Source organism: Actinomadura viridis (assembly GCF_015751755.1).
GTDB classification, from domain to species: Bacteria; Actinomycetota; Actinomycetes; order Streptosporangiales; family Streptosporangiaceae; genus Spirillospora; species Spirillospora viridis.
In genome coordinates this window covers 8,279,358-8,299,162 of the sequence record NZ_JADOUA010000001.1, presented here as the reverse complement: position 1 = coordinate 8,299,162, position 19,805 = coordinate 8,279,358, and the positions used below count along the sequence as shown (strand labels likewise).

At 71.1% G+C, this 19,805-nt stretch carries 14 protein-coding genes and 2 rRNA genes; 6 read left to right on the top strand and 10 right to left on the bottom strand.

What is annotated here, in order from left to right; translation table 11 throughout:
* Positions 1-60 precede the first annotated feature (60 nt).
* Together IW256_RS37695 and IW256_RS37690 are read right to left on the bottom strand one after the other, a co-directional pair.
* Entirely contained in the window at positions 61-534 is a 474-nt protein-coding gene (locus IW256_RS37695; protein ID WP_197015494.1) for a MarR family transcriptional regulator, read from the bottom strand.
* A gap of 242 nt (positions 535-776) precedes the next feature.
* On the bottom strand, positions 777-2,327 hold the full coding sequence (locus IW256_RS37690; RefSeq protein ID WP_197015493.1) for an NCS2 family permease: 1,551 nt from the start codon (positions 2,325-2,327) through the stop codon (positions 777-779).
* A gap of 218 nt (positions 2,328-2,545) precedes the next feature.
* On the opposite strand from IW256_RS37690, the gene IW256_RS37685 reads away from it, so the two are divergent.
* Complete coding sequence (locus tag IW256_RS37685) at positions 2,546-2,803, top strand: DUF2530 domain-containing protein (RefSeq protein ID WP_197015492.1); 258 nt, start codon at positions 2,546-2,548, stop codon at positions 2,801-2,803.
* Between the two features lie 19 nt (positions 2,804-2,822).
* Here IW256_RS37685 and IW256_RS37680 read toward each other — a convergent pair whose 3' ends face one another.
* The 4 genes from IW256_RS37680 to IW256_RS37665 all read right to left on the bottom strand — a co-directional run bounded on the left by IW256_RS37680 (position 2,823) and on the right by IW256_RS37665 (position 8,505).
* Positions 2,823-6,071 (bottom strand): sacsin N-terminal ATP-binding-like domain-containing protein, encoded by a 3,249-nt coding sequence (locus IW256_RS37680; protein ID WP_197015491.1) that lies wholly within the window; start codon positions 6,069-6,071, stop codon positions 2,823-2,825.
* Positions 6,072-6,166: 95 nt separating this feature from the next.
* A complete protein-coding gene (locus IW256_RS37675) occupies positions 6,167-7,012 on the bottom strand; it encodes a DUF3027 domain-containing protein (RefSeq protein WP_231405674.1) in 846 nt (281 codons plus the stop codon).
* A gap of 165 nt (positions 7,013-7,177) precedes the next feature.
* Positions 7,178-7,573 carry a cold-shock protein gene (locus IW256_RS37670; RefSeq protein ID WP_197015489.1) on the bottom strand — a complete coding sequence of 132 codons (396 nt, stop codon included), beginning with the start codon at positions 7,571-7,573 and terminating at the stop codon, positions 7,178-7,180.
* A gap of 200 nt (positions 7,574-7,773) precedes the next feature.
* Entirely contained in the window at positions 7,774-8,505 is a 732-nt protein-coding gene (locus tag IW256_RS37665; RefSeq protein ID WP_307829322.1) for an HAD family hydrolase, read from the bottom strand.
* A gap of 458 nt (positions 8,506-8,963) precedes the next feature.
* Here IW256_RS37665 and IW256_RS37660 point away from each other — a divergent pair, with 458 nt between their 5' ends.
* Entirely contained in the window at positions 8,964-9,302 is a 339-nt protein-coding gene (locus IW256_RS37660) for a hypothetical protein (protein WP_197015488.1), read from the top strand.
* Here IW256_RS37660 and IW256_RS37655 read toward each other — a convergent pair.
* Complete coding sequence (locus IW256_RS37655) at positions 9,299-9,790, bottom strand: GNAT family N-acetyltransferase (protein ID WP_197015487.1); 492 nt, start codon at positions 9,788-9,790, stop codon at positions 9,299-9,301. The two genes, IW256_RS37660 and IW256_RS37655, sit on opposite strands and share 4 nt — an antisense overlap.
* Before the next feature lie 167 nt (positions 9,791-9,957).
* Here IW256_RS37655 and IW256_RS37650 point away from each other — a divergent pair, with 167 nt between their 5' ends.
* The 4 genes from IW256_RS37650 (at position 9,958) to IW256_RS37635 (ending at position 15,582) form a co-directional block, all read left to right on the top strand.
* Positions 9,958-10,575, top strand: a complete 618-nt coding sequence (locus tag IW256_RS37650; protein WP_197015486.1) for a TetR/AcrR family transcriptional regulator — start codon at positions 9,958-9,960, stop codon at positions 10,573-10,575.
* A 213-nt stretch (positions 10,576-10,788) separates the two neighbouring features.
* Positions 10,789-13,266, top strand: coding sequence for a helicase-associated domain-containing protein (locus tag IW256_RS37645; RefSeq protein WP_197015485.1), 2,478 nt, complete (start codon positions 10,789-10,791; stop codon positions 13,264-13,266).
* Between the two features lie 112 nt (positions 13,267-13,378).
* The gene (locus IW256_RS37640; protein ID WP_197015484.1) at positions 13,379-13,768 is read left to right on the top strand and encodes a hypothetical protein; all 390 of its coding nucleotides are present in this window, start codon (positions 13,379-13,381) and stop codon (positions 13,766-13,768) included.
* A gap of 161 nt (positions 13,769-13,929) precedes the next feature.
* Entirely contained in the window at positions 13,930-15,582 is a 1,653-nt protein-coding gene (locus IW256_RS37635) for a DNA repair helicase XPB (protein WP_197015483.1), read from the top strand.
* Positions 15,583-15,652: 70 nt separating this feature from the next.
* On the opposite strand, the gene IW256_RS37630 is transcribed toward IW256_RS37635, so the two are convergent.
* The 3 genes from IW256_RS37630 to IW256_RS37620 form a co-directional block, all read right to left on the bottom strand.
* On the bottom strand, positions 15,653-16,171 hold the full coding sequence (locus IW256_RS37630) for a hypothetical protein (protein WP_197015482.1): 519 nt from the start codon (positions 16,169-16,171) through the stop codon (positions 15,653-15,655).
* A gap of 105 nt (positions 16,172-16,276) precedes the next feature.
* Positions 16,277-16,393 (bottom strand): 5S ribosomal RNA (gene rrf / locus IW256_RS37625).
* Positions 16,394-16,530: 137 nt separating this feature from the next.
* Positions 16,531-19,642 (bottom strand): 23S ribosomal RNA (locus tag IW256_RS37620).
* Positions 19,643-19,805 lie beyond the last annotated feature (163 nt).

The window sequence follows — 19,805 nt, the reverse complement described above, 5'->3', positions numbered from 1 at the left end:
CGGCCGGAGCGTCGTCCGGTACGGCGTCGTCCGGTACGGCGTCCGGTGCGCCGGACGCGGTCAGGCCCGGCTGATCTTGTCCAGGATCGGTGCCGCCCGGCGCAGGATCTCCCGTTCCTCCGGGGTCAGCTCCTCCAGCCTCCGGGACAGCCACGCCTCCTTGCGGCGCCGTTCCTCCTGGAGCAGCGACCCGCCCGCCTCCGTCACGCTCAGCACCACCTGGCGGCCGTCGGTCGGATGCGGGCTGCGCGCCAGCAGCCCCTGCTCCTCCAGGAACGCGATCACGCGTGTCATCGAGGGCGGCTGCACCTTCTCGTGGTCGGCCAGCTCCCGCGGGGTCATCGACCCGTGGCGCTGGATGGCGGCGAGAGCGGCGAACTGGGTGAGTGAGAGCGGACCGGCGCCGCCGCCGTCCGGCCCTGGCCCCCTCAGAGTGCGCAGCCGGCGGGACAGGCGCGCGATCGAGATGCGCAGGTCTTCGGCCAGGCCCGGGGCCCTGCCCGGGGCGCGGCGCGGATTCGGTGGCGTGCTCATGGTCGTTCGCAGAAGTCATTGCTTTTGCTAACGATACGCCGCGCTGCGGTATTCCGCGACGGTTCGCCGGCATCGCGCGCACGCACCGCCCCGGCCGTACCCGTACGGCGCGCCGGCGGCGCGAACGACTTCACCCTCCGATCGCTGGTAGGACCCTCCCGACCATCGTGCCACGCCCCCGCGCACATGGCCCCTTCGCGGGGGCGCGGGGACACCCCCGCACCCCCGCGTACAGCAGGGGGTCAGCTCACGCCGAGCACGCTCTTCACCGGCTCCAGCGCGAAGTAGAGCACGAACAGCACGGCGATCAGCCACATCAGCGGGTGGATCTCGGCGAACCGGCGCCGGGCCGCCTTGATCGCCACGTAGCTGATGAACCCGGCGCCGATGCCGACCGTGATCGAGTAGGCGAACGGCATCAGGACGATGGTGAGGAACGCCGGGATCGCCACGTCGTAGTCGTCCATGTCGATGTGGCGGATCTGGGTGACCATCAGGAAGCCGACCACCACCAGCGCGGGCGTCGCCGCCTCGAACGGGACGATGGTCACCAGCGGCGCGAAGAACATCGCGACCAGGAACAGCAGGCCGGTCACCACGCTGGCCAGGCCCGTCCGGGCACCCTCGGCCACACCGGCGGCGGACTCGACGTAGGTGGTGTTGGACGAGACCGAGCCGGCGCCGCCGGCGGCGGCGCCGACCGAGTCGACCAGCAGCACGTTGCGGATGCCGGGGAGGTTGCCCTCCTTGTCCAGGAGCTTGCCCTCGGCGCCGACGCCCACGACGGTGCCCATCGTGTCGAAGAAGTCGGCCAGCATGATCGTGAAGATGAACAGCAGCGCGGCGGTGATCCCCACCCGCTCGAAGCTGCCGAAGAGGCTGAAGTCGCCGACCAGCCCGAGGTCCGGCTTGCCGACGACCTTGTCGGGGACCGCCGGGACGTTGAGCTGCCAGCCGTCGGGGTTGATGACCGGGCGCCCGTCTGGCCCCGGGCCCTTGTTGTACGGGCCGACCTTGGCCAGCGCCTCCACGATGATGGCGACCACGGTGGTGGACAGGATGCCGATCAGGATGGCGCCCTTGACCTTGCGGGCCACCAGGACCGTGGTCAGCAGCAGGCCGAAGACGAACACCAGCGTGGGCCAGCCCGTCAGGCTGCCCGTCCCGCCGAGCTGCAACGGGACCGACGCCTCCCCGAGCGCGCCCGGGATCCGCCGTACGAAGCCGGCGTCCACGAACCCGATCAGCGCGAGGAACAACCCGATCCCCACCGCGATCGCCGATTTCAGCGACGCGGGGATGGCGCGGAAGACCGCCACCCGGAACCCGGTCAGCACCAGGACGGTGATGACCAGCCCTTCGAGGACCACGATGCCCATCGCGTCCTCCCAGGACATGACCCCGGCGAGGCTGAAGGCCACCACGGCGTTCAGTCCCAGTCCCGCGGCCATGGCGAACGGGTAGCGCCCGAACAGGCCCATGGCCAGCGTGAGCAGGCCGGCCACCAGCGCGGTCGCCGCCGCCACCAGCGGGATGCTCGCGCCCGGCTCGGTCAGGTCACCGAGGAACTGGCCGTCCTTGTCGGCGACCGTTCCAATGATCAAGGGGTTGAGGACCACGATGTAGCCCATGGTGAAGAAGGTGGCCAGCCCGCCCCGGATCTCGCGGCCGACGGTGGACTCCCGTTCGGAGATCTTGAAGTACCGGTCGAGTCGGCCGACTGGGGCCTGCGGTTGCGCTTCTTTGACGGTCACGGGCGCAGAGTGTAGACGAACGGGCAGGTAAACCCGCATACGGGCACCGAAATGTCAACAGATCGATAAATAAGGTGATATCGCCAACGTGACGCGGCCGGTCCGAGGCCGCCCGGCGCCCGGCAGGGACCGGCGCCCGGTAGGGGTCAGTGCCCGGTGCCGACCGGCGCCCGGTAGGGACCGGCGCCCGGTGCCGAGCGGCGCCCGGCCGGTGCCGCGACCGCGTCCAGGAGCCAAGGCCGAATACCCTGATCAGTATGACGCGACCGCGCCGGCCCGACCCGCCCCCGATGCAGACCAACGACGTGGGCGTCGCCCTGGCCGGCACCGCCGGATGGGCGGTCACGCTCGTCGTCCTGCTGATCGCCGACCTGCCCCGGGACGACCGCTGGTGGCTGTGGGTGTGCGCGGCCGGCATCGTGATCGGCCTATTCGGGTCGTGGTACATCCCCCGGCTCCAGGCCGCCCGCGCCAAGGAGTCGAACCGGCGGAAGCCGAAAGCGACGGAGGAGTGAGGGGGGCGCCCCCGGAGGGTCAGTCCTGCTCCAGGTCCATCTCGGCCAGGACGGCCGGGAGCGCTTCGGGATCCCTGAGCACGGCCTCGGCCAGGAGCCGGTCCTCCCAGCGCCCGGCGGCCCAGGCGAGCCCGCGGGCCAGGCCCCAGGCACCGTCGGCGTGGACGCGGTCGTCGTCGCCGTACCACCAGCGCACCGCCTGCCCGTCGACCACCAGGGAGCCGTACGCGCGGTAGGTGCCGGGCGCCTCGGGCAGGACGGCGCGTACCTCGGCGGGCACCGGACGGTCCGTCCCGGCGGACTCGATCACGCCGGGCAGCTCCTCGCCGGCCCGCGGCAGGTCCAGCAGCGCCGCCAGCCGTTCGGCCCGCCCGTCGGCCGCGATGACCAGGGGCTGCCCGGCCAGCAGCGGCAGCGCGTCGGGCCGGTCGAGCACCAGCGCGTCGGCGGCGTCCACGACCTCCACCGCGCCGTCCACGACCGCCCGCACCCGCTCGGGCGGGTCCACGTCGAGGCCGGGGGCGTCGGCCAGGGCCGTCCACAGCCGCCCGAGGTGGGCGCGGGGGACGGTGCGGGAGGGGTCGCCGAGGCGGTCCAGCAGTTCGGCCGGGCCGCCGGGCTCGGCCAGCAGCTCCTCCAGCGACGTCCGCACGCCGAGGGCCAGCAGCAGCTCCCGGTCCTTCGGGGCGGTCGCCGGTACGGGGTCGTACAGCCCCGCGAGCAGATCTCCGTCGCCGGGCGCGTCCCCCTCCAGGCGGAACTCTCCCGGACGGCGGCCGTCCAGCACCGGATGCCTCCGCAGCCACCAGGCCGTGTACGAGGGGACGGCCACGCGGCGCCCGTCGTGCAGGGAGACGTGCGCGGGACGGACGATCGCGTTCCGCCACGGAGGCCCGTCCAGCAGCCGCAGCGCCGCGTCCCAGTCCGCGACGAGCTCAAGGTCGCGGACCGCCTCGAACTCCGGCAGCACCGGAGGGAGGTCCTGCGGCCCCAGCCTGGCCAGGACGTCCTCGGCCCACCGGTCCTCGTCGTCGAGATCGTGGGACTCGGCGAGATCGGCCAGGGCCGGGAGGTCGACCTCCTCACCGCGGGCGAGCGCGAACCCGTCCAGGACGCCCGCTCCGGCCAGCGTCTCGGCGCCCCAGCGTTCCACCGGGCCGTCCGCCACGACGCCGAACGGGGCGTCCTCGGCCATCAGGTCGCGCAGGGGGCTCCCGGGCAGCAGCAGCTCGCCCGCCGGGTACAGGTCGCCGTCGGCCCCGGGCAGCGTCAGCTCCGCCAGCCAGGGCTGCTCGCCGGGGTCGAGCCGGGCCGCCGCGACCAACCCGAGGACGGCCGCCGCGATCTCGTCCGGGTCGTCGGCGTCGAAGGAGCCCTCGACGGCGGCGCGGACGGCCGGGTCGGCGAGCACGGCGCGCGGGCCCGCCTCGACGGCCCCGAGCCGGATCAGCAGCGGGTGGACGGCCTCCGGGTGGACGAAACGCAGCCCCAGCGGGCCGAGCCCGGCGGGATCGACGCCGTCCGCGGCGACCAGGAGGCCGCGCGGGCCCCGGACGACCCGTACGCCGTGGAGCGGGCCGTCCCCCGGCGCCAGCGGCACGGGCAGCGCTCCCAGCGCGTCTGCGGGGACGCCGGAGAGCGTCTCGTACAGCCGGTGCCACCACGCGGGCGGGCGGTCCAGGGCGGCCAGCTCGTCCACGACGTCGGCCAGCTCGACGCGCCGGACGCCCAGGGCGGTCAGGGCGGGGTGCCGGGCGGGCCAGCCGGCGGGCAGCAGCCCGGGAAGGACGGCCGCCTCCTCCCCCTCACCGGCGAGCAGCTCGATGAGGGCGGGCGGGCCGTCCACGGCGACCAGGTCACGTCCCCGTGCCCGCGGCGCCTCACCGGCCCTGTGGTGGACGGCGGCACCGTGGTGGACGGCGGCACCGTGGTCGGCGACAACGTGGTCGGCGGCACCCTGGTCGCCGGCGACCGGCAGCAGCGGGACGTCCGGGAGGCGGGCGAGGAGGGCGCGGCGGATCCGCGCGTCCAGCTCCCCGGCGGCCATCGGCCCGGGGACCAGGTCGAGCAGGCGCGGGGTGGCGGGCAGCTCGCGCAGCAGCGCGGCGTAGGTCTCCGCGGCCCGTTCCACCAGGAAGTCGGTCAGGGGGCCGGGGGCGACGTGCCTCCGGTCCGGCGCGAGCGGGAAGGAGGCGATCAGCAGCGCGGGCAGCCCGAGCCGCTCGTCGCCGGGCGTCGGGGCGTGCACCACCGCGGGGATCCCCTCGGGCAGCTCGGGACCGCCCGCTTCGGGCAGGGCCCAGCGCACCTGCCAGCCGGGCCGGGCGCGTTCCTCGACGGGACGGTCGGCCAGCAGCTCCGGCGGGGTCCGCCCGTGCGCCTCCGCGGTACGCCACGGAACGCCGTCGATCACCACCGTCGACCGGGCACCGGGGGTCCCGGGCTCCGGACCGGTCACGGCCAGCGTGCGGACGGGGGTGCCGTCGACCACGATCTCGACCGTACGGAGGGCGGGCAGGGCGAGCAGCAGGGCCGGGCCGACCTGGTCGAGCTGGGCGCGCACCGACGCCACGGCGGCGGCGTCGCGCAGCGGGAGCCGTACGGCGGTGGCGAAGCCCTCCGGGATCTCCGGCAGGTCGGCGGGCGGCGCGGCGAACGGCAGCCGCAGCAGCGGCACGTGCCCCCCGCGGCGCTCCAGTTCCCCGGCCAGGGCCGGGACGGCGGCCACCAGGTCGCGGGCGCGCGCCCGCGACCACTCGACCCCGGCCACGCGCCGTCCCGCCGCGCCCGCACCGTCCGCGCCCGCACCGTCCGCGCGCGTGCCGTCCGCCCCGGCGGCCTCCGCCGAGGCGATGGACGGGGCGTCGCTGACGGCCACGACGGCGGCGAACCCGACGCCGAACCGTCCCACGCTGCCCGTCTCGTCCCGCTTGGCGGAGGCGCGCAGCGTGGACAGCGCCTCGACCCCGGCGGCGTCGAGCGGAGCGCCCGTGTTGGCGGCCGTCAGGACCGGCCGCCCGGCCGCGCCCGTCCCGCCCGCCGGGGCGTCCGAGTCCAGCGACAGCCGGAGCCGCCCCGGGACGCCCGCGCGCAGCGCGGCGTCGGCGGCGTTCTGGGCCAGCTCGATGACGACCCGGTCCCGGTAGCCGCCGAGGGCGTGGTCCTCCTCGGCGTTGGCGTCCTCACGGAACCGCGCCGGGGACTCCGCCCACGAGCGCAGCACCCGTTCCCGGATCGGCCCGGTGGCGAGCGGATCAGCGCCGGTCACGTGCCCCCCTCATTCCGCACACCACGTTCCGTGCGCCTCGTACCGCGCTCCCCTCCCGTGCGCCCGAGACCGGCGGGAGCCTGGCGGCGGCCGGATCAGCCGCGCTCGAGCGCCTCTCCCGCCTCGGCGTCATGGACGGGCCCCAGCGGGACGATGTCGTACCCCAGCTCGTCGATGACCGGCGGGCCGTGCTCGGACGCGGCCGGGATCGACACCGCCTCCGAATGCGCGCCGCAGCCGTGGTCGGCCGAGACCACCCGGCCGTCGTCGGGCGCGTACTCGTTGGCGCAGACCCCGAACACCTGGCGCAGCTCGCCCGCCAGCGGCATGAAGAACCCGCAGGTGGAGCACTGGGCCGGGGCCGAGATCGCGATGGGCGCGCGGGGCCCGGCGATGCCCTCGTACCAGCGCGCGGCGGTCTCGTCGCGCCCCTCCCGGGACAGCACGCGGGGCCGTCCGAGGCCGAGCTCCCAGTAGGCCTGCCGGTCCAGCCCCTCGTCCACCTCGGCGTAGCCTGGGGCGAGCCGGACGTCGTCGGACGCGGTCGGCAGCAGGTCGCCGGGGCCGAGGTCACCGGGGCGCAGCCGCTCCAGCCACGGCACCCACTCGGGCGCGAGCAGGGCGTCCTCTCCCGGAAGCAGCACGCACTCGTCGACGGTCACCACCTTGGCGCGCGCGGCCCGCGCCACCGTCACCGCCCAGTGCCAGCCCCGGTACGCCGGGTCGAGACAGGCGAAATGGTGGGTGACCACCCGCTCGGCCTCGGCGCGCAGGCCGAGATGTTCGCCGACCTCGCCCGGCCAGGCCGTGTCCTCCGCCGCCTCCCTGGCCAGGTCGACGGCGCCCGCGCAGGCGGGATCGACGGCGGGGGGACGGGTACGGCGGGCGGGCCCTGTGGTGGTACGCGCGGTGTTCGAAGGCGCGGTGCTGGGCTGGCGCAGTGGGCTCACGCTCCAATTCTCGCCCATGCGAGGGCATGGCCGAGCACATCCACCGCCGCCGCGGGCCCCCGCACCCGGCCTGAGGCCCGGCGGGACGGCGCGTCCGGGCAAGTCACGAAGGTCGCGGGCCGCGTGCGGGCCGGCCGGAGCGGCCGGAAACGATGATCAGGGGGACAGGTCGTCGGCGACCGCGCGCAGCACCGTGGCGATCTTCTTGGCCTCGGCCGGGGAGGGGTGCTTGCCCCTGCGGTAGGTCGTGGAGATGCCGTCGAGCAGCTTGATCAGGTCCTCGGTGATCACGACCATCTCATCCGGCTTCTTCCGGCGGGCCTTGGCCACCGACTTCTCCACCGACGGCAGGGTCTCCAGAACGCGCACCGACAGCGCCTGCTGCCCGCGCCGGCCCTCGACCACGCCGAACTCCACGCGCTGGCCCGGCTTGAGCGTGGACACCGCGCCGGGCAGCGCGGAGGAATGCACGAAGACCTCACCGCCGTCATCGCGGGTGAGGAAGCCGAATCCCTTGTCGGCGTCGTACCACTTGACCTTGCCAGTGGGCACGGGAGACCTCGTTTAGTTCTCGTCCTGAATTGGGCTAAAGATTAGTGCCTCACCGCGAAGCGGTGAACACGGCGGTCGCGCCGGACGCCCCTGCGGGCGGGCGCACAGAAGCTATCGGGACGGCGCCGGAACGGCACCCGAATATCCGCCGGAACGGCCCTTCTCTCCGAAATCGCAGCTAAGGGCCGGTTCCGGATGGTTCATCCGGTCCGCGCGGCACCGTCGCCCACGGCCCCGAGCCAGCCCGGGAAGGCCAGCAGATCGGGCAGGACGACGTCCGCCCCGTAGGCGCGGAGCGCGTCCGCGTCGAACGCGCCGGTGGCCACGCCCACCGCCACCGCGGCGGCGGCCCGGGCCGCGTCCACGTCCCCGGTGTGGTCGCCGACGTACGCCCCCACCCCGTGCAGCCGGAGCGCGGAGCCCTTGTCGGCGCCGAACAGGCCGCCCACGACCTCGTCGACCGGAAGGCCCAGGAAGGCGACGGTCCGCTCGGTGTCGGCCTGGTTCTTGCCGGAGACCACGACCACCCGCGACCCCCTGTCCCGGACCGCGTCCAGCGCCTCGGCGGCGCCGGGCATCAGGACGGTCGCGGGGACGGCGACGTCGGCGTACATGGCGCGGTAGCGGTCGGCCATCGCCGGCACCCGGCCGGGCGGGAACCAGTAGGCCAGCTCGGTCTCCAGCGGCGGCCCGATACGGCTCACCACGGCGTCGACGTCGATGGGGACACCGGTCTCGGCGGCGAGCGCCGCGTACACCGCCCCGATCGCCACCCTGGTGTCGGCCAGCGTCAGGTCGAGATCGAACCCGACCGCGCGCCCGTCCAGATCGGGAAGGGCGGCGACCGCCTCCGCGAGCGGTCCGGGGTCACGCCCCGCCTCCGGTCCGGGTCGGGTCCCGCCGGCTTCTCGTGTCGCATCTGGCTCCAGCACGCCCAACAGGGTAAAGGGAAGGGCATGGCGGATTTGCCAAGCGAGGGGCGCCGGCGACCGGCCCCCGTCCCGCGCGGCCTCGTCCCGCGCGGGGCCAGGCCGTCCGGCGCGATCCCGTACGGTCGCGCGACGTACGCTCGCGTGACCGCCGCGGCCGGGCGGGTCCCGGGCGGGCCCGGGCACGCGCGCACCCGCGCTCTCCCGGTAGTGGCGATGCGACGGGATCCGAGTAGGAGAGCGCGGGAGTCTTGTGCGCGAACGCTATGCGATTATTTTCCGACCAGAACTGCATTGTTCTGTCGTCTGAAACATGCGTTCCTTGCTGGCGATATACCCGTAGCGCCGCCCGCAAACCCGCCGACCAGGGAAAAGGCGCCTCTCGAATACGCCACCGCACGTCAAAGAAGCACGACCGTCATCCCCCAGGGACCCCGCCCGCCGCGGAGAAAGAGGGCGCCATGTCCGGCGACCGAGCCCCGTCCCCCCACCCCACCGACCGCGGGCCCGCGGCCCGCAAGCGCGCCGCCGCGGCGCTGGCCACCGCCGTCTCCGTCGTCACGACCGTCGTGGTGCTCGTCCTGGCGGTGCACATCGTGTTCGTGGCGTTCGAGGCCAACACCGCCAACGACCTGGTCCGCACGGTCGCCGACTGGGCGGAGGGCCTGGCCTGGCAGTTCAGGGACGTCTTCCAGCCCGCCGATCCCAAGGTGGCGGTGGCCGTCAACCACGGGCTGGCCGCGCTGGTGTACCTGGTGATCGGCCGGATCGCGGTCGGGCTGATCCGGCGCCTGGCCTAGGCTTGGTGATCGCGTCCCGGGAACCGCACCGTCTCGAACGGCCACGCCGTGACGACCCACTCGCGGACGAACTCCTCCAGCTCCTTCTCCACGCTGGAGTCCTCCTCGTCGGAACGGACCCAGAACACCACGACGGCGTCGGCGTCGGGCCCGTCCGAGGGGGCCACATGAATACGGCCGAGCTGGCGTTCCTCGTCCGGGGTCATCACCACGTAGCTGAACGAACGGCGCAGCTGCCCTTCCTTCTGCATCCAGGCGACGTCGATCAGCGCCTGCTCGAAGGTGAACTCGCGATCCGGCCATCCCCACTCCGGCCCGAACCGGCCCTCCAGACGCTCCAGGCTCCCCAGCACCGCGCCGTAGTCCTTCACGACGTCGTGCGCGGTGATCGGGCGGATCCGGAAGCGCGGCCCGGCGACCAGGGTGGGGACGACGAACTCCTCCGGCAGGAAGGCCCCCCGACCCCCCTTCCGCGGAGAAACGAACATCGTCGACCCTTCCGACAACGCCCCTTCCGGCGACAGGGGCGCGAACCCAAGAACTCTAACCGCCCCCCGCGGAGTGCGAGCCGCATCACGAATTCGGGCGCGCCGGGCCCCGAGGCCAAGACCCCAGGTCGAAGATGCCTTACTGTTCTTGCGGAGGAATGAGGACCATGACGATGACCACGCGCGAACGGATCGTGAGCGAGTCGCTTCGGCTGTTCGCCGATCGGGGCTACGCCGCGACCTCCGTCGCGGAGATCGAGGCCGCGGCCGGGCTGTCGCCCGGCGCGGGCGGCCTGTACCGGCACTTCCGGTCGAAGGAGGAGGTCCTGGCCTCCGCCATCCGCGAGCACATCGAACGCACCCGCCACCAGATCAGCGCGGTGCTCCAGAACGCCACCGCCTACGAGGACCGGCCGCTGGAGATCCGGCTCAGGATGACCTGCCAGGCGGGCCTGGCGAAGATGCGCGAGGAACAGGACCTGATCAGGGTGCTCTTCCGCGACCTCGACCAGTTCCCGCACCTGGTGGCGGAGATGCGGGAGGGCATCGTCAACCCGCTGTACGACGGCATCGCCACCTGGCTGGCCGACCAGCCGGAGTTCGCGGGGATCGACGAGGACTGGCCCGCGATCGCCTCCGTCCTGGGCGGCGCGGTGGTCAACTACTGGCTGGCCAACGAGGCGATGTACGAGCCCCCGTCCCACATCCACGAGGAACGGTTCGTGTCAAGCTGGGCACGGCTGGGTCTCGGCCTGGTCACCCTGGAGCGCAGTCCCGTCAGCTGAACGGGACCGCCCGGCGGGCCGGACCCGCCCCCATCCCCCGGCCGCAGGGCCGCGGCCAGGCGTTTCACCGGCGCCTCCGCGACGTTCCGGCACGGCCCCGGCGAATCAGTCGTCCCGCGCCCTCATGACCCACCCCACACCGGGTACCCCTAAGGGCTCCTACGCTGAGGGGGCACGTGACGGCACCCGTACGCCCCGAGATTGGGAGATGGGATGGAAACGTTCGCGGACTGGCTGCGCGCACGCGATGACGAAGCGTTGCGCGCGCTGCTGTCCGCGCGGCCGGAACTGGTCAGCCCCGTCCCGGCCGATCTGGCCGCCCTCGCCGCCCGCGCGGCCACACCCGCCTCGATCTCCCGCGCTCTCGACCGGCTCGACCGCTTCACCCTGTCCGTCCTGGAGGCGCTGATCGTCCTGCCCCGGCCGCTTCCGCCGGAGGCGCTCCCGGACGCCCTCGGCGCCACCCCCGAGGAGGCGGCCGACGCCGTCGGGCGGCTCTACCGGCACGCGCTGGTCTGGGGAGAGGCGACACCCGCCGTCGCGCCCGCCATCGCGCCCGGCGTCCGGCAGGCGCTGCCGCACCCGGCGGGCCTGGGCCCGCCCGTCCGCGAGGTCTTCGCCGGCTATCCCACCGAACGGCTCAGCGCGCTGATCAGCGATCTCGACGGTGCCCGGCCGCGCGGTTTCGCCGACTCCGGCCGGCTCCTGGAACGGCTGGCGGACCTCCTGTCCGCGCCGGAGCCGCTGATCGAGGACGCGGGCCCGGAGGCCAGGGCCGCCCTCGAACATCTCACCTGGGGTCCGCCGGTCGGCCGCGTCACCGACGCCCGGCGCCCCGTACGCGTCGCCACCGCGACCACCCCGATCGAGCGGCTGCTGGCCCGCGGCCTCCTGGCCGCCGAGGACGACCGTACGGTCACGCTGCCCCGCGAGGTGGCGATCCACATGCGGGGCGGGCGGCTGTTCCGGGACGTCGGCGCCCGCCCGCCCGAACTCACCGGACGGGCCGCGCCCGCCCGCGCGACGTCCGGCGCCGCCGCCCCGGCGGACCCGGCCTCCGCCTCCGCCTCGCCTCCGGGCTCCGGCTCCGGGTCCCGCCGGTCGCCCGGCGACCTGGCCACGCGCACCGCCGCCGGCGAGGCGTTCACCGCCATCCGACGCGTCGAGGAACTCCTCGAACGCTGGGGCACCGACCCGCCGGCCGTGCTCCGCAGCGGCGGCCTGGCCGTCCGCGACCTGCGGGCCGCGGCGACGCTCCTGGACATCGAGGAATGGCAGGCGGCGCTGCTGGCCGAGACCGCCTACGCCGCCGGGCTCCTGACCCGCAGCGGCGACCTGGACGGCGAATGGCTGCCCACCCCCGCCTACGACCTGTGGCTCATGCGCGACGCCGCCGGCCGCTGGACCGAACTGGCCCGCGGCTGGCTGAAGACCGACCGCGCCCCCGGCCTGGCCGGCGGGCGCGACGACCGGGACCGGGTGATCAACGCGCTGAGCGAGGCGGTCGTCCGCAGCAGCGCGCCCGCCACCCGGGCCGCCACCCTGCGGGTCCTGGCCGGCGCCGCCCCCGGGCTGGCCGTGGACGCCGACGCCGTCCGCACCCGCCTGTCATGGTTGCAGCCGCGCCGGGCCGGTCCGCTGCGCGACCGCCTCGTGGACTGGACGTTGCGGGAGGCCGCCGTCCTGGGGCTGACCGGCTTCGGGCAGCTCGTCCCGTACGCCCGGGCCCTGCTGGACGGCGACGACCCCGAACCCGGCCTTTCCGCGTACCTGCCCGACCCCGTCGACCGCGTCCTCATCCAGGCCGACCTGACCGCGGTCGCCCCCGGCCCCCTGGTCAGCGAGCTGGCCCGGGAACTGGCCCTGTCCGCCGAGGTCGAGTCGACCGGCGGCGCGACCGTCTACCGCTTCACGCCCACCTCGATCCGGCGCGCGCTGGACGCGGGCCGGACCGCCGCCGAACTCACCGAACTGCTCACCCGGCACTCGGCCACGCCGCTGCCCCAGCCGCTCACCTACATGATCGAGGACGTCGGCCGCCGGCACGGGCACCTGCGGGTGGGCGCCCTGGCCTCCTACGTGCGGAGCGACTCCCCCACCACGCTCGACGAGATCCTCGCCGACCGGCGCTCGGGCGCGTTCCGCCTGCACCGCCTGGCCCCGACCGTCCTGGCCTCCGCGCTGCAACGGGCGGACCTGCTGGACGCGCTGCGGTCCCTGGGCCTGGCCCCGGTCGCGGAGGCCCCCGGCGGCGGGATCATCGTGACCCGGCCCGACGTGCTGCGCGCGGACCCGCCGCCGACCGCGGAGATCGTCCGGGTGCGCCCCGGGCACGAACCCGCCGACGCCTCCATGATCGCGGCGGCGGTACGGGCGCTGCGGGCCGGGGACGAGGCCGCCCGGCACGGCGCCGAGCAGGCCCGGATGCGCGCCGACGCCCCGTCCGGCGAGCCGCCCCGCTCACCCGCGGCGGCGACCGTGGACCGGCTCCGCGACGCCGTCGAGCGCGGCTCCCGCATGTGGATCGGCTACCTCGACCAGCAGGGCCGGTCGTCCAGCCGCATCGTGGAGCCGGTACGGGTGGAGGGCGGATTCCTGACCGGGTACGACGCCACCCGCGCGGCCGTCCACCGCTTCGCGCTGCACCGGATCACCGGCGTCGCCGAACTCGACGACGAGGATTCTCTCTGACCCCCGTCCGGAGAGCCGCGCCTCCGAACCCCCGCCCCACCCTGCACAATCCAAGGAACGCACACGTCAGACGGCATCCGTCGGCGTCCAGGCGCCACGGAGGGGGTGACCGATGAACGGGTACGAGGCGCAGCCTCCCCCTTGGAAGGACCCGTACGGGCAAGGGCGGAACGGCGGCCCCTCCGACCCCGGCCACGGCCCCCCGGGCGTCTCCCGCGACGGCGCCGCCCCGGGGCCGACCGTCGCCGCCCTCGTCTGCGCCACCTTCGCCACCACGCTGTGCTGCAACGTGTTCGCCGTCCCCGGCATCGTGACCTCGGCGATGGCGATGAGCCGCAGCCGCACGAACCCCGCCTCGGCGCGGACGCTGACCATCTGGAGCTGGGTGATCCTCGGCGCCGCCCTCGTCCTGCAGATCGCGCTCATCGCGATGGCGATGGTCCTGGACGCGGCCGACGCCGAGACCGCCTCCGGCGGGGCCCGGACGCCCCCGCACACCTGACCGGGGGCGTGCCGGGAAGACGATGGCCTCCCCGGCCGTTCTCACAAGAGCCCGCTCGGAACGTTCCGCCGCATCCCCTCCACTCGGGTAGCGTGCAGCACCTGGTGCCGGAGCCCGAACGGGCCCATCCATGACCGATCACCTGACGGGGGCTGCCTGACGTGTCCGACGGACCTCTCATCGTCCAGTCCGACAAGACCCTGCTGCTCGAAGTCGACCACGTCCTGGCCGACGAGTGCCGCAAGGAGATCGCCCCGTTCGCCGAGCTGGAACGGGCGCCCGAGCACATCCACACCTACCGGGTCACCCCGCTCGCCCTCTGGAACGCGCGGGCCGCCGGGCACGACGCCGAACAGGTCGTCGACACGCTGCTGAAGTTCTCCCGCTACCCGGTGCCGCAGGCGCTGCTGATCGACGTGGCCGACACCATGGCGCGGTACGGCCGGCTCCGGCTGGAGAAGCATCCCTCCCACGGCCTGGTCCTGAACTCCTCCGACCGTTCGGTCCTGGAGGAGGTGCTCCGGTCCAGGAAGGTCAAGGGCATGATCGGCGACCGGGTCGGCGACGACGCCGTCCTGGTCCACCCCAGCGAGCGCGGCGCGCTGAAGCAGGCCCTGCTGAAGATCGGCTGGCCGGCCGAGGACCTGGCCGGGTACGTGGACGGCGAGGCCCACGCCATCGACCTGGTCGAGGACGGCTGGGCGCTGCGCTCGTACCAGAAGGACGCCGCCGACGCGTTCTGGCACGGCGGGTCCGGCGTGGTCGTCCTGCCCTGCGGCGCCGGGAAGACCGTCGTGGGCGCCGCGGCCATGGCCCGGGCCGGCGCCACCACCCTGATCCTGGTCACCAACACCGTCTCCGCGCACCAGTGGAAGCAGGAACTGCTCCGCCGGACGACCCTGACCGAGGACGAGATCGGCGAGTACACCGGCGCCAAGAAGGAGATCCGGCCCGTCACCATCGCCACGTACCAGATCATGACGACCCGCCGGAAGGGCGCCTACGCGCACCTGGAACTGTTCGACGCCCGCGACTGGGGCCTGGTCGTGTACGACGAGGTCCACCTCCTGCCCGCGCCGATCTTCCGGATGACCGCGGACCTCCAGGCCCGCCGCCGCCTCGGCCTCACCGCCACGCTCGTCCGGGAGGACGACCGCGAGGGCGACGTGTTCTCGCTGATCGGCCCCAAGCGGTACGACGCGCCCTGGAAGGACATGGAGTCGCAGGGGTGGATCGCCCCCGCCGACTGTGTCGAGGTCAGGGTCACCCTCACCGACTCCGAGCGGCTCGCGTACGCGACCGCCGAGCCGGAGGAGCGCTACCGCTTCTGCGCCACCACCGACACCAAGACCCGCCTGGTCCGCGCCCTGGTGGAGCGGCACCGGGGCGAGCAGACCCTGGTCATCGGGCAGTACATCGACCAGCTCGACGAGCTGGGCGAGCTGCTGGACGCGCCCGTCATCAAGGGCGAGACACGGGTCAAGGAGCGCGAGCGCCTTTTCGACGCGTTCCGCTCGGGGGAGATCGGCGTCCTGGTCGTCTCGAAGGTCGCCAACTTCTCGATCGACCTGCCCGAGGCCACCGTGGCCGTCCAGGTCTCCGGCGCGTACGGCTCCCGGCAGGAGGAGGCCCAGCGCCTCGGCCGGCTCCTCCGGCCGAAGGCCTCGGGCCAGGGTGCCCGCTTCTACGCCGTGGTGGCCCGGGACACGCTCGACCAGGACTACGCCGCCCACCGCCAGCGCTTCCTCGCCGAACAGGGCTACGCCTACCGCATCGTGGACGCCGACGCGGTCATGGCGGGCGACGAGATCTGAGAAGGAACAGCGGCGCTCGCCGCCCGCCGCCCCCGGTCCGCGTCCAGCGCGGGCCGGGCGGGGTGGCGGGTCAGAGCATCGTCCAGCAGTAGAGATGGTGCCCGTTGGCGACCGCCTGACGGGCGACCTCGCACAGCCCTTCCAGGACGCCCTGCGCTTCTTCGGACGACCAGCCGTCCAGTTCCTCAATGGTCATCCATCGCTCGGCCACCGATCGGCCGCCGTCAGGTGGAACGGCCGCCAGGGCGTCGCGCATGCGGTCGTCCACCTGGCCCACCGACACCGTCCAGCTCAGTTCCAGAAGCGCCTGTTCGAGTTCGTCCGGCGGGGCCTGCGGGTCGAGCCCATAGTCGTCGAAGAACACCGCCCTCTCGACCGGATCGTCAGGCACGTCGATCTCGCGGTGCCAGCTCCTGACGGCCTCACCGATCTCCAGGAACGAGATGCCCGTGAGCTGTTCCCCGAGCCGCCCCAGGGTCACCATGGGCTCCGGCCCGCCTACGAAATCAAGGGCCAGGGGGCCATTCTCGACCAGCCCGGGAGTGATGCGCTCCTGCTCGCAGGAGAAGTAACAGAATCTGATGCCCATGACGCCATGGGAGCAGTTGCCAGTGACATTCCGCCGCCCTTCCCGCGAACATCTGGACAAACGAAGAAGGCCCCGCCACGAATGGCGGGGCCTCCCCCAATATGAGTCCGGCGGCGTCCTACTCTCCCACACAGTCTCCCATGCAGTACCATCGGCGCTGAAGGGCTTAACTACCGGGTTCGGGATGGGACCGGGTGTTTCCCCTTCGCCATAACCACCGAACGAACCACGCACACCCCCACAAACCACCAGGGGGCGGCAAACTCGTCCAGGCCGTCAGGCCAATTCACTTATCAAAAACAGGATTCCCGTTTGCTTTCCGGGAACCGCACAGGGACGCGAACACTCACGCTGTAATGTGTGTCAAGCCACTCGGCCTATTAGTACCGGTCAACTCCACACCTTACGATGCTTCCATCTCCGGCCTATCAACCCAGTCGTCTACTGGGAGCCTTACCCCACTCGAAAGCGGGAGGGAGAACTCATCTCGAGGAAGGCTTCCCGCTTAGATGCTTTCAGCGGTTATCCCGACCGAACGTAGCCAACCAGCCGTGCCCCTGGCGGGACAACTGGCACACCAGAGGTCCGTCCGTCCCGGTCCTCTCGTACTAGGGACAGACCCTCTCAATTCTCCTACGCGCGCAGCGGATAGGGACCGAACTGTCTCGCGACGTTCTAAACCCAGCTCGCGTGCCGCTTTAATGGGCGAACAGCCCAACCCTTGGGACCTACTCCAGCCCCAGGATGCGACGAGCCGACATCGAGGTGCCAAACCATCCCGTCGATATGGACTCTTGGGGAAGATCAGCCTGTTATCCCCGGGGTACCTTTTAGCCGTTGAGCGACACCGCTTCCACACGCCGGTGCCGGATCACTAGGCCCTGCTTTCGCACCTGCTCGACATGTCTGTCTCACAGTCAAGCTCCCTTGTGCCCTTGCACTCACCACCTGATTGCCAACCAGGCTGAGGGAACCTTTGGGCGCCTCCGTTACCCTTTAGGAGGCAACCGCCCCAGTTAAACTACCCACCAGGCACTGTCCCCCACCCGGATCCACGGGTGCGGGTTAGACGCTCAAAACGACCAGAGTGGTATTTCACCAACGACTCCACCGACACTGGCGTGCCGGCTTCACAGTCTCCCACCTATCCTACACAAGACGCTCCAAACGCCAATGCCAAGCTATAGTGAAGGTCCCGGGGTCTTTCCGTCCTGCTGCGCGAAACGAGCATCTTTACTCGTACTGCAATTTCACCGGGCCTGTGGTTGAGACAGCGGGGAAGTCGTTACGCCATTCGTGCAGGTCGGAACTTACCCGACAAGGAATTTCGCTACCTTAGGATGGTTATAGTTACCACCGCCGTTTACCGGCGCTTAGATTCTCAGCTTCGACCCCGAAGGATCTAACCGGTCCTCTTAACGTTCCGGCACCGGGCAGGCGTCAGTCCGTATACAGCGTCTTACGACTTCGCACGGACCTGTGTTTTTAGTAAACAGTCGCTTCCCCCTGGCCTCTGCGACCACACCCAGCTCCCACCGCAAGGGCGTTCACCAGACATGGTCCCCCTTCTCCCAAAGTTACGGGGGCAATTTGCCGAGTTCCTTAACCACAGTTCACCCGATCGCCTTGGTATTCTCTACCTGACCACCTGAGTCGGTTTAGGGTACGGGCCGCCGGTACACTCACTAGAGGCTTTTCTCGGCAGCATGGGATCACTCACTTCACCTAAAACGGCTCGGCATCACATCTCACCCTTACATGTGCCACGGATTTACCTATGACACGGGCTACATGCTTACCCCAGGACAACCATCGCCTGGGCTGAGCTACCCTCCTGCGTCACCCCATCGCTCACCTACTACCCCCTCGGGCCCCATGCTCCCCAGACCAAGACCCCCGAAGGGATCAAGGACGGATCGGATGGTTAGCATCAGAGGATTCAGCGTTGGCGCATACCAGCGGGTACGGGAATATCAACCCGTTGTCCATCGACTACGCCTGTCGGCCTCGCCTTAGGTCCCGACTTACCCTGGGCGGATTAGCCTGCCCCAGGAACCCTTGGTCATCCGGCGGAAGAGTTTCTCACTCTTCATTCGCTACTCATGCCTGCATTCTCACTCCCACAGCCTCCACCACTCGATCACTCGGCGGCTTCACCGGCTGCAGGACGCTCCCCTACCCATCCCAGCACAAAGACTGAAATGCCACGGCTTCGGCGGTGTGCTTGAGCCCCGCTACATTGTCGGCGCGGAATCACTTGACCAGTGAGCTATTACGCACTCTTTCAAGGATGGCTGCTTCTAAGCCAACCTCCTGGTTGTCACGGCAACTCCACATCCTTTACCACTTAGCACACGCTTAGGGGCCTTAACCGATGATCTGGGCTGTTTCCCTCTCGACTACGAAGCTTATCCCCCGCAGTCTCACTGCCACGCTCTCACTTACCGGCATTCGGAGTTTGGCTGACGTCAGTAACCTTGTCGGGCCCATCGGCCATCCAGTAGCTCTACCTCCGGCAAGAAACACGCAACGCTGCACCTAAATGCATTTCGGGGAGAACCAGCTATCACGGAGTTTGATTGGCCTTTCACCCCTAACCACAGGTCATCCCCCAGGTTTTCAACCCTGGTGGGTTCGGGCCTCCACACCGTCTTACCGGCGCTTCACCCTGCCCATGGCTAGATCACCCCGCTTCGGGTCTACAGCATGCGACTCAAACGCCCTATTCAGACTCGCTTTCGCTACGGCTACCCGCCACCGGTTAACCTCGCCACACACCATAACTCGCAGGCTCATTCTTCAAAAGGCACGCCATCACGAACCAGGAAACAAGTCCCCGGAGGACGCTCTGACGGCTTGTAGGCACACGGTTTCAGGTACTCTTTCACGACCCCTCACCGGGGCACTTTTCACCATTCCCTCACGGTACTGATCCGCTATCGGTCACCAGGAAGTATTCAGCCTTACCACGTGGTCGTGGCAGATTCACACGGGATTTCACGGGCCCCGTGCTACTCGGGAAAACATCCAAGAGGCACCACGATTTCGTCTACCGGACTCTCACCGTCTACGGTCGGCCTTCCCATGCCATTCGACTACCGCGATACTTTGTAACTCTCCGCCAGGCTGGTAGACCCGACAAGATGCTCCCACAACCCCGCACACGCAACCCCTACCAGGTATCACACGCGCACGGTTTAGGCTCCTCCGCTTTCGCTCACCACTACTCACGGAATCACTATTGTTTTCTCTTCCTGCGGGTACTGAGATGTTTCACTTCCCCGCGTTCCCACCAACCGCCCTATACATTCAGACGGCGGCGACACCCCATGACGGGTGCCAGGTTTCCCCATTCGGAAATCCCCGGATCAAAGTCTGGTTGCCGACTCCCCGAGGCATATCGCAGGCTCCCACGTCCTTCATCGGCTCCTGATGCCAAGGCATCCACCGTGTGCCCTTAAAAACTTGAACACACAAAACGATCATACAAATCGCAACAGAGACAAAACCCCGAACCCGAAGATCCGAAGTCTCGTCAGAGATGCTCGCGTCCACTGTGCAGTTCTCAAAAAACAACCGGGACCACCGGACCCACGAACCAACCAAGGAACAGGAATCCAGCCCCGCAATCCAG

Bases quoted from the DNA above. Each gene is read 5' to 3' on its own strand.
- IW256_RS37695 (WP_197015494.1), bottom strand. From the start codon at position 534: ATGAGCACGCCACCGAATCCGCGCCGCGCCCCGGGCAGGGCCCCGGGC.
- IW256_RS37690 (WP_197015493.1), bottom strand. From the start codon at position 2,327: ATGCGGGTTTACCTGCCCGTTCGTCTACACTCTGCGCCCGTGACCGTC.
- IW256_RS37685 (WP_197015492.1), top strand. From the start codon at position 2,546: ATGACGCGACCGCGCCGGCCCGACCCGCCCCCGATGCAGACCAACGAC.
- IW256_RS37660 (WP_197015488.1), top strand. From the start codon at position 8,964: ATGTCCGGCGACCGAGCCCCGTCCCCCCACCCCACCGACCGCGGGCCC.
- IW256_RS37655 (WP_197015487.1), bottom strand. From the start codon at position 9,790: ATGTTCGTTTCTCCGCGGAAGGGGGGTCGGGGGGCCTTCCTGCCGGAG.
- IW256_RS37650 (WP_197015486.1), top strand. From the start codon at position 9,958: ATGACGATGACCACGCGCGAACGGATCGTGAGCGAGTCGCTTCGGCTG.
- IW256_RS37645 (WP_197015485.1), top strand. From the start codon at position 10,789: ATGGAAACGTTCGCGGACTGGCTGCGCGCACGCGATGACGAAGCGTTG.
- IW256_RS37640 (WP_197015484.1), top strand. From the start codon at position 13,379: ATGAACGGGTACGAGGCGCAGCCTCCCCCTTGGAAGGACCCGTACGGG.
- IW256_RS37630 (WP_197015482.1), bottom strand. From the start codon at position 16,171: ATGGGCATCAGATTCTGTTACTTCTCCTGCGAGCAGGAGCGCATCACT.